11 protein-coding genes and 1 tRNA gene are annotated in these 18,275 nt (G+C 40.0%); 7 read left to right on the top strand and 5 right to left on the bottom strand.

Annotated elements, in window-relative coordinates; genetic code table 11:
• Nucleotides 1-579: 579 nt before the first annotated feature.
• From EQO05_RS11970 to EQO05_RS15595, 3 genes are all read left to right on the top strand, one after another.
• Entirely contained in the window at nucleotides 580-2,433 is a 1,854-nt protein-coding gene (locus EQO05_RS11970; protein WP_128506822.1) for a PKD domain-containing protein, read from the top strand.
• A gap of 614 nt (nucleotides 2,434-3,047) precedes the next feature.
• Nucleotides 3,048-3,188 carry a hypothetical protein gene (locus tag EQO05_RS15600; RefSeq protein ID WP_164888544.1) on the top strand — a complete coding sequence of 47 codons (141 nt, stop codon included), beginning with the start codon at nucleotides 3,048-3,050 and terminating at the stop codon, nucleotides 3,186-3,188.
• A gap of 701 nt (nucleotides 3,189-3,889) precedes the next feature.
• Entirely contained in the window at nucleotides 3,890-4,045 is a 156-nt protein-coding gene (locus EQO05_RS15595) for a hypothetical protein (RefSeq protein ID WP_164888543.1), read from the top strand.
• 204 nt (nucleotides 4,046-4,249) lie between these two features.
• Here EQO05_RS15595 and EQO05_RS11965 read toward each other — a convergent pair whose 3' ends face one another.
• Nucleotides 4,250-6,166 carry a DNA/RNA non-specific endonuclease gene (locus tag EQO05_RS11965; RefSeq protein WP_240664630.1) on the bottom strand — a complete coding sequence of 639 codons (1,917 nt, stop codon included), beginning with the start codon at nucleotides 6,164-6,166 and terminating at the stop codon, nucleotides 4,250-4,252.
• Nucleotides 6,167-7,043: 877 nt separating this feature from the next.
• On the opposite strand from EQO05_RS11965, the gene EQO05_RS11955 reads away from it, so the two are divergent.
• Nucleotides 7,044-7,475, top strand: a complete 432-nt coding sequence (locus tag EQO05_RS11955) for a CRISPR-associated protein Cas1 (protein ID WP_128506820.1) — start codon at nucleotides 7,044-7,046, stop codon at nucleotides 7,473-7,475.
• Between the two features lie 178 nt (nucleotides 7,476-7,653).
• Nucleotides 7,654-10,365, top strand: a complete 2,712-nt coding sequence (locus EQO05_RS11950; RefSeq protein ID WP_128506818.1) for a DUF2254 family protein — start codon at nucleotides 7,654-7,656, stop codon at nucleotides 10,363-10,365.
• Between the two features lie 300 nt (nucleotides 10,366-10,665).
• Here EQO05_RS11950 and EQO05_RS11945 read toward each other — a convergent pair.
• A tRNA-Leu gene (locus EQO05_RS11945) sits at nucleotides 10,666-10,750 on the bottom strand.
• 97 nt (nucleotides 10,751-10,847) lie between these two features.
• On the opposite strand from EQO05_RS11945, the gene EQO05_RS11940 reads away from it, so the two are divergent.
• Together EQO05_RS11940 and EQO05_RS11935 are read left to right on the top strand one after the other, a co-directional pair.
• Nucleotides 10,848-11,603, top strand: a complete 756-nt coding sequence (locus tag EQO05_RS11940; protein ID WP_128506816.1) for an MBL fold metallo-hydrolase — start codon at nucleotides 10,848-10,850, stop codon at nucleotides 11,601-11,603.
• 540 nt (nucleotides 11,604-12,143) lie between these two features.
• On the top strand, nucleotides 12,144-12,488 hold the full coding sequence (locus EQO05_RS11935) for a hypothetical protein (protein ID WP_128506814.1): 345 nt from the start codon (nucleotides 12,144-12,146) through the stop codon (nucleotides 12,486-12,488).
• Between the two features lie 257 nt (nucleotides 12,489-12,745).
• Here EQO05_RS11935 and EQO05_RS11930 read toward each other — a convergent pair whose 3' ends face one another.
• From EQO05_RS11930 to EQO05_RS11920, 3 genes are all read right to left on the bottom strand, one after another.
• The gene (locus EQO05_RS11930) at nucleotides 12,746-14,086 is read right to left on the bottom strand and encodes a glycosyltransferase (protein WP_128506812.1); all 1,341 of its coding nucleotides are present in this window, start codon (nucleotides 14,084-14,086) and stop codon (nucleotides 12,746-12,748) included.
• A 145-nt stretch (nucleotides 14,087-14,231) separates the two neighbouring features.
• The gene (locus tag EQO05_RS11925) at nucleotides 14,232-15,266 is read right to left on the bottom strand and encodes a glycosidase (RefSeq protein WP_128506810.1); all 1,035 of its coding nucleotides are present in this window, start codon (nucleotides 15,264-15,266) and stop codon (nucleotides 14,232-14,234) included.
• Between the two features lie 9 nt (nucleotides 15,267-15,275).
• A complete protein-coding gene (locus EQO05_RS11920) occupies nucleotides 15,276-17,669 on the bottom strand; it encodes a glycosyltransferase family 4 protein (RefSeq protein WP_128506808.1) in 2,394 nt (797 codons plus the stop codon).
• Nucleotides 17,670-18,275: the final 606 nt, after the last annotated feature.

The following is an 18,275-nucleotide window of genomic DNA, read 5'->3' as shown; positions in this document are numbered from 1 at the left end:
TGGTAGTAAAACACTTTAAGATATCGGGATAGAATCGATGTACCCGCGCCCTCAAGCATTTTAAAGGCAATTGCGCTAAGTGCAGGCATCGGTTCATACCCGTATGTAAATATAGAAGTTATCCAATAGCTTTTATTCGTTCCGATTTCCATTTTAAGTTCGTTCTAGCACTCCTCAAAAATTTCCTGATCCCAGTCACTGAATTCCCTGGCATTCCCATTTTCAACTATAGTTATCTCATCAATAGGAGAGTTCTTTTCGAGAATCCGGATGATTTTTATCCTGCATTATCTTGCATGAAATAATACTCATTAAGGTATCAGATGTTTCCTCAGAAGTATTCATTTAAGGTAAACATTCAAAAAATTTTAAATGCTTTGTGTTTTATATGTATTACTGATAAGATTTCTCTTGTGAACTAAAAATTGTGAGCTGAAAAATAGGACATTGTCAGTACAGGCTATTGTCAGTATTATGCCTGAGAATACAAATTGTCAGTATTATGCCTGAGAACACAGATTGTCATCAGGGTTACTTCCGGACTTTGAAATGTAAGCCTGCCTGGGAAAGGGGAGATAATTGAGTAGCAAAGTTTTCTTATTAATTTTAGTTTTTTTATTTTTTATATCAACTGCATCTGCAACGGATGAGGCATTATCAGATTCAATAAAGCCTGTAGCTGCATTTACTGCCGATATAACTTCCGGTCCTGCGCCTTTAGTCGTGCGATTTACTGATACCGGCACCGGAGGAGTACCAGCTTCCTGGAATTGGGACACTGGAGACGGGATTTACTCTAAACATGCCATGAATGCAACTCACACATTTACAAAGCCAGGTGTATATACTGTCTCCCTGACGGTAACTAATGGAGCAGGCAGCGACACGGTAAGTAAGACGGATTATATAACGGTATTATCAACGCCGGAAGCGCCCGAGGTCTCTGAGCACCCGGAAAAGCCGACTGCTACATTTACATCTGACGTAACAGCAGGATATGCCCCATTGGGTGTTCAGTTTAAAAGTGAAACAACTGGTAACCCAACCTCATACTACTGGATTTTCGAGCCCGAGACGAGCAACGATTGGAACTCTCGCCACCCTGTTACAGCTGTTCACACATTCAAAAAGCCTGGCGTTTACACTGTTAGCCTGGTTGTAACCAATTCCGCAGGTAGCTATACAGTGACGGAACCTGATTATATCACTGTTCTGGATCCGGCAGCGCCCGTGCCAGCGCAAAAACCAGCAGCTTCCTTTACTGCCGACGTAACAAGCGGAAAAGTCCCATTAGAAGTTAGATTCGCTGATACCGGTACCGGAGGGGCACCTGCATCATGGTACTGGAATTTCGGAGACGGTACTCATTCAACGGATGCAAAAACAGCTACTCATACCTTTACCAGTCCTGGTACGTATACAGTTACTTTAACGGTAACTAACGATGCTGGTAGTGATACGGAAAGTATTACCGGCTATATAAAGGCATCTTCAGCACTAAAGGCACCAATCGCGAATTTCTATTCCACGCAGGTACAGCAGGCAATTACATCCGGCAAATCGCTCAGCGTACCGGCGACTGTATCATTTATCGATTGCAGTACAGGTTCACCGGCTACCTGGCTCTGGGACTTTGGAGATGGTGAAACATCGACCAATCAGAATCCAGTTCACACATATGTTGAAGCTGGTAGTTACTCTATTAAATTGACAGTAAGTAATGATGCTGGAAGTAATACAATATCCAGGCCTTATTATGTATTAACCAGTGTAAAAGAACAGCCTGCTGACACACAGACAGATTCTGTAAATAATAATCACCAGACGAACTCTGTGAATGATAACCGTCAAACCACTACTGTAAATAATAACTATCAAATAACCAATGTAAATAATTATAATAGTAGCCCATTTACAGAGCAAGGTGAAAACATATCAACAGAAAGATCCGCTCTACCCTCTTCAAGTGTCAGTCTCTATGGTGAGAAAACAAACGTAGTAAATGGTGAAGAAGTTCTTCTCAAGCTTTCAGTAGTAAACCTTATAACAAAACCTGCCATGCACGTTCAGGTTATCATTATCCCGCCTTCGGGAATGAGCGTTTCTTCTACAGGATTTGCTGAGTCCGGTGCCGGACAGTATATGGCAAAATATTATCTGGAACCCGGAACGGGTAGAGATATCGAAGTGAAGATCGTAGCCAATCAAGCTGGAAACTTTAATGTTAACGGAAGGGTAGTTTATTATTTTGGCGAGAACAAACAGGATGCAGAAGATTACGCTTTTAATCTTCCTATTCAGGTAGAAGAAGCTCCCGATATTCCAGATATTCAGCCTGAGCCTGCTCCAGAGACCCGCAATGTCGTGTCCGGGTTTGGAGTACCGGACCTGGTACTAATGCTATCGGTGGTGTTTTTATTAAGACGGAATTAAGGTAATGCACATAAATAAGATAAAACAGTTCAGAAAATGGAGCCAGATCTAAGCTCCAGGTCTATATATTCTTTTTATTAAATACTTTTTATTTTTGTTTATTTTTGTCCGTATTCCCTTTATGATCTCATTCTGTCTGTATACTTTTTATGATCTCATTCTGCCTGTATACTTTTTATGATCTCATTCTGCCTGTATAAGTACCATAATTTATACATCTGTCTACGATAGTACAATAATATGGGAGAAAGCCAGTATCAGCACCGCATATGGCAAGATTTGCTGTCCGAAGGAAAAATTCTATGTGTGCAATATCTCCACCGGCAATACAACCAGGATCCTTAACGAAAAATTAGAGTTAAATGGAATCAAATATTTGTGCGTGTGGGGTTCGAACCCGAAAACCTTTTAATACCGGATCTTAATTTCGGGTAAGTTTCACTCTATAATGAACCTGAAATTTTTTACGTCAAACAATTTTTCGCTTGAATACAAATTTTGATATCATTTATTTAATATATTTTATGATATTACTATGTTCTTGAGTTAGGATATATTAAAACAAAAAGTTCCAGAGATTACTGACTCTTTTCCAAATTATGAGGGATTTAATTATGAAACATCTAAAAACATGTCCAAAATGCCAGGCTAGTCTTAAAATGCACTCGGATGGCGAGACCCAGTATTGTAGTATTTGCAGCTACTGGACAAAAGCAGGCACCGCGAGACTTGATTCAATAATGATTTTCGGATAAGAATACTACATGAAGAATACTACATGAAGAATACTACATGAAGAATTTAAAATTGGGGGATAAAAATGGAATACGAACTCGAAGAAGTGGAAAGAGATTACATAGAATTTAGAAAAGAAATGGGAGAGGAATAACTACTCTCCAGTTTTATATATCATATATTAGCAAAATATAAATTATTTAAAATCTGTTTAATTTTTCTAAAAATTGGCCGACATGTTTGAGGCTAAGATAAGTATTCATTCATAAATTCCGATTTATTATTGACTTTTCTGAAAAAATAACCTGTTCTTCTTTATCTTTTCTATATAGATAGATCTTATGAAAAGATTTTTGCAACGATGGCGAAGAAAATCCGGCCCTGTAAAAAACATGTCTAAAGCAGCATCAAGAAGCTGAAATCTAAATGTGTGAAAAGGATCATATTATTCAGTTCAAATAAATCGAGATCAGTTAATTCTGAGAATTTCAACAAAGCCTGAATAAGTTATTCAAAATAATATTTAAATCCGGACGTTAGCTGAGAGACATTCTGTTTTTTTATTTATCATCTTTTGCAACAGAACCTGTTTTTCTTTATAGGGCAATTTATTAAAAAGAAGGTGCTGTTGATCTGTTGCAGTAATGCATACTTTAAAATTATCTTTGCGTCCCGTATAAAATTGGAAAGTTAATTTAAAATTTTACAGGTTGAAAAAGCTATGCTGCGAGACGCAGGAATAAGTAGACGAACTCTGGGGGAAGCTCTCTGTGGGTGGGGAAAATTCGGTCACCACTGTTTGCTTGTTACGCATGTAAATGATATGTCTGACGAGGAATTAGAAAAAGCTATAAAAGTAATGTTTTCCAGGGATTGAATCCGATTCTGGAATTCAGTCATCGTTGCCAGTAAATTGCCAGCATAACTTTGATTTCTGGAAGATATGAAGCTACCAGTCATTGAGCTTGCACGCAAAATGAAACTGACACACAAAAAATGGCTGTCGGCTTAGCCCTTTTAGTCTGTCAGACAGATTGTGTTTCATTGTCTGATCCGAGGCAACAACCATCAAGCGATCGTATCAGAGCATTATATCCGCAGCAGAGCGAATCCTTCGGATATTTCTTCTCTGGCTTTCCAGATCTTTTCCGGTTGCTGCCCGCGCCATAGGATCGGCATCTGCAGGCAAGCCGAATGACAGGCCTGTCAGCGCCTCAACCTGCGCTACCGGTACTTGCCAGGTCTTGAACTCATCGTCGAAGAACTTCAAGCTCTCCAGATAATTCTTCTGCGTGCGCAGGTAGGCAGTGGCGCTGAGCTTGCCGTTCTTATTGATGAATGCCACCACCTTCCAGAAATCGGCAGGCAGGAGGTACTCATTGCGGTAAATCATATCGTCTTCACGAAAGACCGGACCGGTGAATACCGCTATCCGCTCATTGGTATTATCTGCGGTCTTCAGTATGTAATCTTCCACTTCGAGCCAATCACGCTGGTTGAGGCGCTCGTGCTGAGGTGAGCAGTTTGTAAAATGGAATGTATCCTCTCCCGCTTCCCTGGCATTTGATCCCCAGCAGGGATCCAGCCGGCGAACCAGATGTCCGCGGTCAAGTGGATTGCCTTCATACAATTTGGGTCCGGCTTGAAATTTCTGGTCGAGACGCGGATCAAAGTACCATCTGTCGCGGCCGCGTTTGATGTTCTCCAGCTTCTTGCCGTCAATATTGACTGCGGTGTAGAAGGCCAGCCTTCTATCCGCATTCATCACAATCGAGAAATGCAGGTAGGTGAGAACCTCTCTCCCGTCTTTGAGCTTTGCGACTCTGGACTGAAGATTATCTGCCAGCTTTGGAAGAGGCACAGGATGCAGAGAACCCAGGAAATCGGGGTTGTAGCCATCCGCCAGGAGGTAGTGTTCCGCGGGCAATTCTCCCAGCTTCATTGCTGCTCCGTGGATTGACTCTGGGGCGGTTATGACTGCAGGTCCGGCCGGACCAGTGACATGGCTTCGAAGCCTGCACAGAGCTTCCACTGCCATCGGCTCGTTCTCGCTGCGCGACTCCAGTGCCTGGATGATGCAGCTGATGCGCACGCTCTCATTGGCTACCCAGGCTAGAGTGCTGGCATTATCTATGCCTTCACGATAAGGCTGACCATCTGTTTTAAGGATGTTCCCCTGTGCATCTTTCATCGGCACTCCTGAGTGTTGCAGGCTTACAACCAGCCACTGATCGTTGAATACGGGTGAGCCTGAAGCTGCAGGCTGAGTGTCGGTCAGATAGTACAGCCAGTTGCCGAAGATATCTACAACTTCGTTTTCCCGCAGGCAGCAATGCTTGAAACCGCCATCGGGATGCTGAATTATGGAAATGTGTTCGCCGGTCAAGATCTTGCCGGTGTCTTCCACAAGATGCAAAAATCCGTAATCGCTAAGCTCTGTCCCTTCTGTGGCAACCGGGGCTACGGATACCAGTGTGAAGTCCAGGTCCGGATCAGTGACGAAGATCTCGTCGGGCCGGAGGTCGAAGGACCTGGATGTCTTCCGTCGACCTTTTATATCCTGTTCGAATTCAAACTCTGCAAAACTCTTCTTTGCCAGTTCTGCTGTATCGAGGATATGGTTATTCGTCAGCAGCAGATTTGGGCCGACAAGAAAACCCGTACCGTAACCCTCTGACCTGCCAAAGGTATTCACGATCTGGATCCTGCAGACAGGTCTGGCAGCAAGCAGTCCAAGCTCCAGATAGGAGATACCGACGAGATCGCTCTTTCCCCTGATCCTCTCCAGTGCCATGCCATCCCCTGGTTCAAGAAAGATCAGGCGCTTCTCTATAGATTGTGCCTCCCTCAAGGACCTGGTGATTTCATGTCTTAATCTCTCGCCCGGTCCCCCCGCTTCAGCAGCTTTCTGCCGGCTATAATACCTTTGAGAAGCTTTTCTCTGTTGCTCTACTTTTCGCAGGTTTTCAAGCATATCTGTCCCCTCGTCACAACTCAACCGTTTTAAATAGTTAAAACTCCAGGAACAAGGTTTGAGTTTTAAAAGAGTTTTAAAATAAATTTATCAATACAATCCGGGTATATTATTATTTATTATTAATATAATACCTAAATTATAATATGTTAATATATATCACAATATGATATTAGACAAAATGAATATAATTGTTTGGAATTTTATATCAGTATCAAATTTTTGGTTTCTTCCAGATTAGCTTCTAGATATATGCGCTTTCAGGATAGGAACCCGGTATTAACAGAAAACTAGCAAATATGCATAAGGCAGGGTTGATTTTGATTTCGTCAGGCGGGAAAATCGCAGCATCAAGTTTTTCATGCGAAATGCCATGACCACTCTCATAATCCTTAGACCAGCACCCTTTACACTTCAAATTACAATTACTGGTCGGGTCTACCAGAAGAGCCCTTTTGGAATGAAATATTTATTTTTAAATCAACGGTAGAGCTTCTTTCAGAGTAATGAAATTGCCCATTGTTAAACGAGTTGACATTCCTTTAGCAAAAAAGAACTGCTTACTCCTGTAGATGAAAGCCTTATGATGCGGAAAAGGAGGGATCTCTTCTTTTTTTCCATTGATCATCAAATATTTCATGTGCAAAACCTCAGATCTTATTTTTCAGCTCCGGATACTTTCTATAGAATTATCCAATTAAACTCTGAATTTGATGTCAAAAATTATCTCATTCCCAGGAAAATTGTATATATATGAGAATTATTCTTTCATTACACTTACATTTTTCTTTTCGTATTTATCTGAAGGTGGGACAGCTCAAGGATTGAATGATTCCTGTGACCTTCAGGAACCTTTCAGGTTTCTTGTTTTGCAGCTATTAGTCTGATTGAAAGCGAAGCTATGGAAACTAAGGATTTCATAAGGACTGAGAATTACAATCTCGGGCTAAAACCTACAGGAGCCAGGAAGGTTGTTAATGAGTACTCCAATATGCTGAATAAAAAAGTAAGTTTTCAGGGTAAAGAAAGCACATGGAGTTATATTATCTTTCTGAAGGTAAGAGGATTAGCCCAATACCTCATAAGCAAAAAGGAGAAACTGGATTTTGTTAAGCCTGAGTATGAAATTGAAAGAATTGATTCATATGACATAAGGCAGAAGATTCTTAATATTTCTTATGTTGACTGGAAGAAACTAGGGTTTTCTAAAGGTACTTTGCATTATATGAAGCAGAATGCAAAATCAGATAAGCCGTTTACTCTTAATGCTAATGTTCTGGAAAGAGTGAATAAGTGGGAAGCTCTGGTTTCAAGTCAAAGTAAAAATGTGTAAGTTTTACATGTAAATTGTAGAAATGTAAAATTTATAGTAAAATTATAAAACAGTACCAGAAGAAATTGTAAATTTTACAGTAAAATAGCAAAAGGCGGCAAGCACTATCATTATTAAGATATGAAAATCAGCTACAAAAAACAATGTTTATAAGTGAAAATATCTCAGTAGCAATACAATGAACAAGTTTAGAAAAGTAATTCATTATTTTTTTCAGCAAACAAAAGAAATTTGGTTATCACTACTTATCTTTTTTTTCACTTTATTTTGCCTTATATATGCGGGGTTTTCTTGTTTTATATTTACAGATCCAGATAGTGCATTATATTTGTTGACAACTATTGTTCAAATTAGTGCTTCTATTGTAGCCATCGTTATAAGTCTGAGCTTATTAGTGATACAGTATTCTGCGTCAACCTATTCAGCAAGAGTTGTTGATATTTTTAAGAATGACTTGAGACTGCAAGCGCTTATATTCTTTAATGGCTCTTCAATAATTTTTTCTCTTATTGTCATCAGGTTAATAAATGCCTCAATTAATGATTATCCGTACTTCGATATCAAATATTTAGAAGTGTTTTATACTGTATTATACCTGGGTATCAAGTATTTAGAAATCTTCTATACTCTAGCTCTTTTACTCTCAGTTTCCGCATATATTTCACTCGTTGCCTATATTCCATATATCTTAAAAATGATGAAACCAAGCTCAATAATTGACGTTTTATCTGAAAAAATTGACATAAAAAATTTATCAAGCTCTTTATATGAAATAGGCGAATACAAAAGTAAAATTTTCGAAGACGAGCCTAGAATTAATAGGACTATTATAAGTCTAGACGATGATGAGAAGGATCCTTTTTTACCGATAATTGACATCATACAGACTTCAATTAAGCGATATGATTACGCTACCGCAAGATATGCTCTTGGAGAAGTAACAAATAGCCTTTTTATTATTCTTATAAAAAACCCAACTGATGAAGAACGAATATCAGGACATGTATTCAATCGTATTTTAGAAATTTGGAAGTTAGCTTTGAGAGATAATGATCTTAGATTAATCAAAATGATACTGATAGAATGTTGCTTCATTGGTCGAGAATGCACTTATCTCGTAAATGAATCAGATTTAAATACTGATTTTGTTTCAAAATTAAAAACAAAAGTTTTGATCACATTACACAACGCCATCGGTACGCCCGAGGTAGAAGAAAAAGTAACGCAAAAAGATTTTTTATATACTACTTTTTTGTCTGAGTATTATTTAAAAGAAGCTTTTAAATCAATTATAAAAATAAAAGAAGAAGAATTTGCCGAATTATCGATATATTTAATAAAGCAGATTCAAAAAATTGCAAAAAATACTTTTATCAGGCGAAATGAAATCAAAATAAATGAGCAAATAAAAATTTTTGAAAAACTCGAGGGTTCGATATCCGAGTTATCATATTTTTTAGGTGATATAGGAATCGCTGCAATTAACTCAGACTCAAAAAATGCGTTAGATGAAGTTATTAAAACTCTCACTTATATTGGAGAAAGAGCAATTGATAATAATCTTATACATAGTGTATCCCACATTCTGAAAAACCTATGGATCATCGGTAAAGAATCCACAAAAAGAGGAACTGAAATTGAATATTCAACTGTGCAAATAGTGAAGTGCTTAGAAAACTTAGCATTCAAAATAGATTGCCATTCAAAAGAACTTTCCGACGAAACACAATATCAGGTCGTTGAATATTATGACCATATTAAATCAAACTATAAATATGCACCCAGAGCAAAGAATTCATTGGAAAAACTACATCAAAAAGTGCTCATTGATATAATAGATATTTCAGCTTATATAGCTTCTATAGGGGAAAACGCCGTTGAAAATAACCTTTTAGATGCACCAAAACAATGCCTTAAATCGCTAGAAATTATTGACAGAATTCTTAGAAGCGGCACCCAATCCAGAATTATTTGTCAGAATATAGAAAATATTGGACAGAAAGCCATAAATAAAGAAAAAACTTTTCCCTTAGTCGAAGACATAATTAAAACTTTATATTCAATCGGAATACTTCATTTTGGTTATTTGTTTGAATGGGATATAGATAAAAGTAAAATAATTGAGTTTCTAAATGAAGAGTATAATGCACATCTAGATGAGGAAGACTCGCAGATATATTTTACCAGTTGGTGGACAATAACAGTTGAGGATAAAAATAATTCAAATCTTTCTTTTTCATTAGAAATAACCGATAGAAATGATGAAGACAATGCGCTGTTAATAAATAATGTAAAAGACAAAAATATAAAGGCATTTCACCTTAATGATATAGAAGGCAAACACTTTGCATCTAATTTAAAAATCTTTAAAATAGGAGTTATTGAAAAATCTAAGAAGGCATATTATGAAATACCCAATTCATTAGGAAAACTTGCTGATCCTATACTAAATTATGCGCAAAATTCACCAACCTTCGAAACGCTAAAACCTTTTACTATGATAATTAAATGTTTCGAAAATTTTGGAATTATATCAATTCATCTTCGGAACAAATTTTCGTTGAATAATATTTTTCTACCGTTCCTTTTCTCCAGAGCAAATTTTCTAGTCTACGACTTCAAATATTCAGACGACAGCGATAAGCCGGAAAGTGAAGAATGCTTATATTGGATGGTAGAAGAGGTCTTTGAATCATTTCATAGATTAGCAATCCTGTCTTTGAAACATAATCTAATAGAGTATCATGAATTAAGGCAATTAGTAGACAGTTTAAAACGTCTTAAGAAAAAGTATTCTTATATGTCAAGATTGACAGTAGATGTATTTGAGGAAATTTTAGAGATAATAAAAAACCCGAGCTTAGAGAATGTGAATGCACTGAGATCATAGAGTTGATAGAAAATGCAATCGAAGAATTCAGAAACGAAAATAAGGTTAACTGAAAGCAACTCTTTACACTATTAACATTCTCGATTAAATTGAATCATTTGAATGTTTTCATCCTCTTGGCAAAATTAGCTATTCATTAATTTGATACAAAAAGTGCAAAAAGAGGATTTTTTATTTGACCTATATTATAGAAATATAGTAATTTATTTTGGTTAAAACAACTTTCTAAAATAATCGGTTGTGCATAACTCTTGCACTAGCGTACAAAAAATTTGACTTACCTATTACCCAAAAATCTAATGCGAGGGGTGGGATTCGAACCCACGAAATCCTTCGATACCGGATCTTAAGTCCGGCGCCTTTGACCGGGCTGGGCAACCCTCGCGCTTTGAAAAAAAGCAGGATTTTTTTGAGCCGCAAAGATTCCTTATGCGGACATGCTTTAAATAAAGTTAAATTATTTAAAGTTTATTCTTTAACCCATGGAAATTACATTTCTTGGCACTGGAGTTGCGATCCCTCAGAGGAATCGGGTACAGTCAGGAGTGCTTGTCAGGCTTGAGGAAAAGCCGCTACTAATCGACTGCGGAAGCGGTGTATTGAGCAGGTTTCCTGAGGCTGGGGTTTCCCATACCGAAGTAGATACGGTATTGCTCTCACACCTTCATCTTGACCACGTGGCTGACCTGCTTCCCCTGATCAAGGCAAACTGGCTCCGCGGAAGTACCAGTATGAAGGTATACGGGCCTGAAGGAACCGAAGAATGGTTTTCGAAAGTGCTTGACGCTTATGAATATCTTCAGGAAGAAGTGGATGTGGATGTTATAGAGCTCTCCCCGGGAAAAGAATTCACTCCTGACGGTTTCGACTGTGAGATCAGCTGCATGGCAGCCGCGCACAGCGTTCCGACTCTGGCTTACCGCGTGACCGGAGAGGATGGGGAATTCGTTTACTCCGGAGACACCGAGCCCTCCAGGGAGATAATGGGGCTTGCAGCCGACGCCGATCTCCTGATTCATGAGTGCTCCTTTCCCTCAGGCATGAAAGTCACAAACCATACCACACCAGGCACACTCGCAGGCCTCCTGGAAGAGTCAGGTATAGAAATAGGAAGCATCTGCCTTACACATTTTTACCCGGAAATGCAGGGGCATGAAAAGGAAACCGTAAACCGCCTTAAAAGGTACTTTGAAGGAGAGGTGATTCTTGCCGAAGACCTGATGAAACTTGAGTTATGAAGGCACGGAGTGAATTATGAAGCATAAAAACCCTTGTAAAGTAAAAAAGCCCTTATGAAGCATAAAAAACCCTTGTAAAGTAAAAAAGCCCTTATGAAGCATAAAAAGCCCTTATGAAACATAAAAAAGCCCGTGTGAAGCATAAAAAGACCCGGACATAAAGTGAAATTCCAAATACATAAAACAAGCCTGTATTGTAAAACGAGAGAAATCCGAAGAATAGCTTCAAATTCTTCGGCAATCCTCAGACTTTACACTTCACGCTTGCTGAAAACAGAACTTGACTCATAAATGACTCTTTGACTCATAACTGATTCTTTGACTCATAACTGATTCTCTTATACATACTTTTTACATGCTTCTTATATGCATATCTTGCATGCTTATCTTAACCGCTTAACCTTATATCCAGTTCTCATATCCCAGACCGCATCCATCCTTGTACCTTAATTGCATACGTTTATTATTTCTGAGATGTAAATCGTATATATTCACTATCTCGGAAGCAAAGGCTGCATACTTTTATCAATGGTGATCATCATGGCAAGACTACTCTCAGAAACGGATATCGGGATTCTGAAAACCGTTGCCCCGGAGTGCGAGGGGTATCTCTGTTCAGGCTCAGGAATGGCTTATCGTTCCATACTCCCTCCCCTGGCAAATCATTATGCAAAAGATGCTCAGGATTTCCTGAGGAGGATAAAGCTGCTATCCAGATATGACCTGGAATACCTTGTCAGGCTTATCCTGTCAGGAGAGGAAAGCCTCGGCTGCGTACCCTTCGAGTACATCGAGCTTTTTATCCAGAACGTATCCGAGAGACTGGGTGAGGAAGTGGCGACTCAGGTAAGGGATTCCTATAACACTTCAGAATGCCCGGATTAAAAATAAAGATTTAAAAAATTTATGAACGAAAACAGTAAAAAGAACAGTAAGGCAAGAAACTGAAACAAAAAATGGTAAAGAGAAATCGGGCAGGGCTTATGACTCAGACAGGCTAAAGCAGAATCATAAATTGGAGAATTGTAATTCTGTTTCATAAACTGGAAAATTATATCTGCTTAAGCCTGTAGTATTATAAGTCTGTGAGAACCTGCACAGCGCTCCAATCCTTATGCAGATTTCTGCTCATGCAGTTCTGCTCACGTCCTCCCGTATCTATCTTCAAGCCTTTCGATATCGTCTTCTCCCAGGTAGTCTCCGCGCGAAACCTCAATGAAGACAAGATTCTGACCGCCTATATTTGTAATCCGATGGATCCCGTTTACCGGAAGATCAACCGAATCCCCGGGAAGCACCCTGATCTTACTCCCGTTTTTAGTTACAAGCCCCTCTCCACTGACTATGTGCCAGTGCTCACTTCTATGAGCATGGCGCTGGAGTGAAATTTCACTCTGCGGGAGGACAGTAAGGCTTTTGACTTTATATCCTGGTTTCTCCATAAGCACTTCGTAAAAACCCCACGGTCTTTTGTCCTCACGTTTGCGCTTTTCAAGAATGGTCTCATACACTTTGATATAGTCATCCACCATTCTGTCAACAGAAAAACGCTTTTCAACACTTTCCCTGCAGGCCTTGCGGGATACGGAGCCGAGCTTTTGCACAGCTTCTGCAGCTTCATCAACGCTATTGATCAAAAACCCGGTTTCCCCATCCCGAATGAGCTCAGGCATTGAACCCCTGTTCATTGCAATTACCGGCGTGCCGCTTGCCATAGCCTCAACGATACCAATCCCGAAAGCCTCATCATAATTGATCATGTGCAGCAGAGCAGATGCATTCGACAGGAGTTCTTTCTTATATTCAGGATCAACATGCCCTTCGAAAATAATCTGCTCATTATCTATAAAGGGCTGGACTTCTTTTTCAAAATAAGCCTGATCCGCAACGAAGCCGGCTATTCTGAGTTTTCTGCCGGTCTTTCTTGCAACTTCTATCGCTTCCCTTACGCCCTTGTCTTTATGCAGGCGCGATAAAAAGAGAAGATAGTCCTGCGGGTTCTCGTTGAAATGGAAACTTTCTATGTCGATCCCATGCCGGACCGTTGCTATATAATCAAGATCGCGGCACCTGTAAGCATCACTTATCGATACATAAAAAGTTCTGTTATTGTACTTCTTATAAACAGGCAAAATTTTCCTTGAAGAAATGCCGTGGATTGTTGTTACGACAGGCGTATCTACAAGCGCACTGTAGGTCAGAGGAAGATAATCGTAATGGTTATGAATTATATCGAATTCATTTGCTTTCTCGAAGACTTCTGATATGTGCATGCCTTCATAAACCTTCACGATCATATCCTTATCTTCTTCATAGGGTCTCGGAGCCACAGCATGAAGTTTCGCTGCCGTATGGGAATCCGCTGTTGCAAATAATGTAACGTCAATACCCCTTTTTACCAGGCCTTCGGTTAATAAAGATACTATAGATTCCCAGGGACCATATTTTTTAGGTGGCGTACTCCAGGCAATCGGAGATAACATCGCAATTCTTATACTAATACCCCCAAATCATCCCCACACTCAATTTTCGGCTTTTTGAGTCTTAACTTTTAATCTCAGGCTTTTTACCTGAACCTTTAACTTCTGGCTTTTTTAACCTGTATCCATTTTCCTTTAACTTTACTTCTTATTTTAATTTTGAATACCCTCTTTTCGGATCAGTTGAGCTTTCTATATCCTCCTCAAACCACCTGCAATACTCATCCGGGCACTGCTTTTCAGGGCATGAGTGAATATATCTCATGACATCGCGGACTTTTGCAGTGGCCAGCGATACGGAGGTATCGGCACTTCCATAGTAAATACGGATTTCATCGTCCACCATAACCCACCCGCAGGGGAAAACAACATCGTTGACATCTCCGCTTCGTTCATACATTTCACGCGGCCCGAAAACCCAGCCTTCCGACCTGTGAAGCACTTTTGTGGGATCGTCAAGATCAAGGAGAGCCAGCCCAAGCCTGTAACTTGCTTTAGCCGTTGTCTGGCGTACTCCGTGGTACATGATCAGCCATCCGTCAGGCACACGGATTGGCTGTGGGGATAATCCGATTTTGTTCGCGTCCCACCATCCCCCTTCCCTAGCGTACAGAAGCACATTATGCTCTCCCCAATATTTCATATCCGGGGAAAAGGAAATCCAGATATTTGCCTTTGCACCGCTTATTAAAGATACAGGCCTGTGCAGCATTGCCCACCTGCCATTAAATCTTACAGGAAAAACTGCAGCATCTTTGTTTTCAGGAGGCAAAGTAGCACCTACCCGATCAAAATTACGGAATTCTTTCGTAAAGGCAAGTGCCGTTAAGGGACCCGAATCCGAAAATGCCGTATATGCCACAGCCCATTTTTCCAGCTCATCTATATAAGTTATGCGTGGGTCTTCAATACCGTATATTTCTTCAGGATAGTTTGCAGGATCCGGAGAAAAGGTGGGTTCAGTATCAATTTCCCAGCCATCAATCCCATTCTCACTTGTTGCTATTGTAAAGTGAGAAAAGCCCCGGTGGTCTTCAACACGCACCAGTAACAGGGTTTTGCCATCAACTATCGCAGCCGCGGGGTTAAACACCGAATGAGCCCTGTATGGCCAATCCTCAACAGTCAGTATAGGATTCCTGTTATATCTAACAAACAACTCCCCATGGTCTTTCCAGATCATATTACCCTCTCACTCCATTTGATTTGCTGACAAAGGACCCTTTCTTTTCTGCAGGGTTTCATCCACTTCGTCGCTTGCTGTGGATTGCAGTATTGTACTTAATGTCTTATCCATGTGTTTATTTAAAGCTCCCAAAGCCATAAGGAAGCAAACTACAGATTCCGCCCCCTGATTACAGTTCATACCATCGCGGTTGAGCCCGTCACAGACTGCACCTGTGGAATAATCATACATAACAGTTCGCAATCGATTTCTTCCAAGGAAGTATTCAAAAGAATATTTTGCAAGTTCCAGATATTTATTCTCACGTACAATCTCGTAAGCCGAAACATAAGCCTGGGTCAGGTAACCTGCTTCAATAGGCTGCTGGTCAAAGATCGGCTTTTCCCCTTTATAGGAGTACCAGCCCTCGTTTCCAACCATGTCAAAAAAGTCACCTTTCCACTGTATCTCGGTAAGAAAGTCCAGCGTAGCAAGCCCAACCTTCCGGTAAGTCCGATCTTTAGTGTAATTATATGCCAGTAAAAGGGATTCGCTCAATTTTGCGTTGCTGTAGGTTACTGTAGGCTCGAACCAGTTCCAGTCTTCGGTATGATTGGCTTCATATAACCCGACCAGAGAATTTGCGTGGCTGGTAAATACGGATTCAAGGGCATCTTTACTTACAAGGGAGTCAATGGATTTCACGGCATCCCTGCGCGAATTGAATACCGATTCGAATTCGTCGGCTTCCACACCTGCCCTGAGCATTTCGTACAAACCACAAACGGTATAGGCTTTTGCCCTGGGATAGTTGAGTTTCTCCATCTCAGGCATAGCCCTGCTTATAAGGGTATGAGCAAGAGTGCGCATATTTTTTGACAGGTAAGGACAGCTTACCACATGACCAAGCCCGTAAATGGCACGCCCGAGCGTGTCTTCGCTGCCTTTTTCATCCAGAAATTCCCGTTTATAACTCATAAAGTTGTGGAAGTGTCCTGTATCGGTCTGGGCATGTTCAAGGAAGCTCATGTATGTGGTAATTAACTTCCAGAATTCCTCGGTCTTCTTCTGGCTATCGATCAACTGTGTCAGTGCAACAAGAGCCCGACCTACATCATCAGTACTGTACCCGTGATGACGAGCCGGCACTCCAAGATTGCTGTGCTGTATAATACCCACGTCATCGGTCAACAATTTAAGGTAATCAAGCTTTACCTCAGGCAGCTGACTTGGAAGGAAATTGAATTTATTTGAGGTACTGGAGTAGGTATTGTAGCTCTTTAAAGCTCTTGTGAAAACCGTATTATACTGCTTACCTACATTTTTCCATGTCATTTTTCTACCAAAATCATATGCCTTCTTGCGCATAATATCACACTCTTCTGGATTTTCAATCAGGTGCAAGAGAGATTCTTTAAAACCGTTCGTGTCACCGAAATCTACAAGCAACCCGCGATTGTCGGAAAGCATTTCCTGGGCGTACCAGTAAGGAGTGGAAACTATTGCCTTTCCCATGCCAATTGCATAGGTCAGAGCCCCGCTTACTATCTGTTCTCTGGAAAGGTAAGGAGATACGTAAATATCACTGGCGAGGATGTAGTTGCAGAGTTCCTCTTTTTCGACAAATTTGTCATGGAATACTACATTTTTCTCGAGCCCGAGTTCCGAAACTTTGTTCTTGAGGTATTGCCTGTACGCTTCTCCGAAGTTCTTTTTAATAGTCGGATGCGTGGCACCCAGTATAAGGTAAACAAGATCAGGGTACTGGCTTACGACTTCAGGAAGAGCCTCAAGCATACTTTCGATACCTTTGTTCTGGCTCAGCAGGCCGAAAGTAAGGACAAGCGGAGCCCCCTTCAGCTTCAACATTTTTTTATACTTACTGCAGTTATTGAACGGATAGTCAGGCACTCCATGAAAAATTAATTCTATCTTGTCCTCTGGAGCCTTATAAACATCTTTTAACATATCGACTGCAGTCTGGCTCATTACAACCAGTTTCTCGGAATACCTGATGAGTTTTTCCGTGGACACACGATACTCAGGCTCAGGTTCCCGGATTACAGTATGCATCGTGCTTATTACAGGCTTGTTGATCCCTGAAAGCAGGGCAAAAATGTAGTCTCCCGCATTTCCCCAGAAAAGCCCGAATTCGTGCTGAAGGCATACGAGATCAATATCAGACTGGTTTATATAATCCGCAGCCCGGTAATAGTCCTCAATTCTGTCCCTCTGGATTTGAAAAACGACTTCTTCAGGATAGTTGTAGGTTTCAGAGGGATCGTTCAAAGCGATTACTTCACAATGAACGTCATTATATTCCCCGGATACTGAATTTAAAAGATCGGCTGTGAATGTGGCAATCCCACATTCTTTTGGAACATAGGTTCCTATAAATAATATTTTAAGTTGCTTATTCAATTAATACCCCCCAAGCTAAAACAACTGAGCACATTAAATTCTATTCTTCGTTTTTTTTCTGTATATAGTTTCTCAATTACATACCAGTATTCCCCTTTAACACAATATTACCCGCAAACTAACGCAAAGAATCGGTATTGATAAAGTTTATTAGGGTTTTGAATCAAAGCTATATATATTTACCCAAAATGCGGGTACAGTAGAGATATACAGCCAACTATTCGTAAAACATAGTTTTCGGTCAGTTTCTGGAATCACCTATAATCTGGTGATTACTAAATAGCAATGAGTTTATAATACCCACCCAATCAGTCACTTTGCTGGGCTTCAACAAAGTGTGTAATAAAATGTTGACTAGACCTAATAATTGTATTCAATGTTATTTAATATTATTCATAAATATATTTGTGCGAGTTAATCAAACAAGCTAAGGGGGTTGGGAAAAAGTCTGGTTAGAAATAGATATAGCAAGAACCTTTCTAACTGAGGATCTATTAATACAATATGTGGTCCTTTAGTATAAAGAAAACTCTACTACTTCTTTCTATAAGACCTTCCGCCCAACAAATCTAAGTTTAATACTGAACGCTCTAATGTGAATAGTAA

It is taken from the genome of Methanosarcina sp. MSH10X1 (assembly GCF_004099695.1).
GTDB lineage: Archaea > Halobacteriota > Methanosarcinia > Methanosarcinales > Methanosarcinaceae > Methanosarcina.
Note: the sequence above shows the minus strand (reverse complement) of the source record. Positions and strands in the feature narration are given on the sequence as shown.

Coding starts and splice junctions, on each gene's coding strand:
- EQO05_RS15600 (WP_164888544.1), top strand. CDS start 3,048: ATGAAACATCTAAAAACATGTCCAAAATGCCAGGCTAGTCTTAAAATG.
- EQO05_RS15595 (WP_164888543.1), top strand. CDS start 3,890: ATGCTGCGAGACGCAGGAATAAGTAGACGAACTCTGGGGGAAGCTCTC.
- EQO05_RS11955 (WP_128506820.1), top strand. CDS start 7,044: ATGGAAACTAAGGATTTCATAAGGACTGAGAATTACAATCTCGGGCTA.
- EQO05_RS11950 (WP_128506818.1), top strand. CDS start 7,654: ATGAACAAGTTTAGAAAAGTAATTCATTATTTTTTTCAGCAAACAAAA.
- EQO05_RS11940 (WP_128506816.1), top strand. CDS start 10,848: ATGGAAATTACATTTCTTGGCACTGGAGTTGCGATCCCTCAGAGGAAT.
- EQO05_RS11935 (WP_128506814.1), top strand. CDS start 12,144: ATGGCAAGACTACTCTCAGAAACGGATATCGGGATTCTGAAAACCGTT.
- EQO05_RS11930 (WP_128506812.1), bottom strand. CDS start 14,086: ATGTTATCTCCGATTGCCTGGAGTACGCCACCTAAAAAATATGGTCCC.
- EQO05_RS11925 (WP_128506810.1), bottom strand. CDS start 15,266: ATGATCTGGAAAGACCATGGGGAGTTGTTTGTTAGATATAACAGGAAT.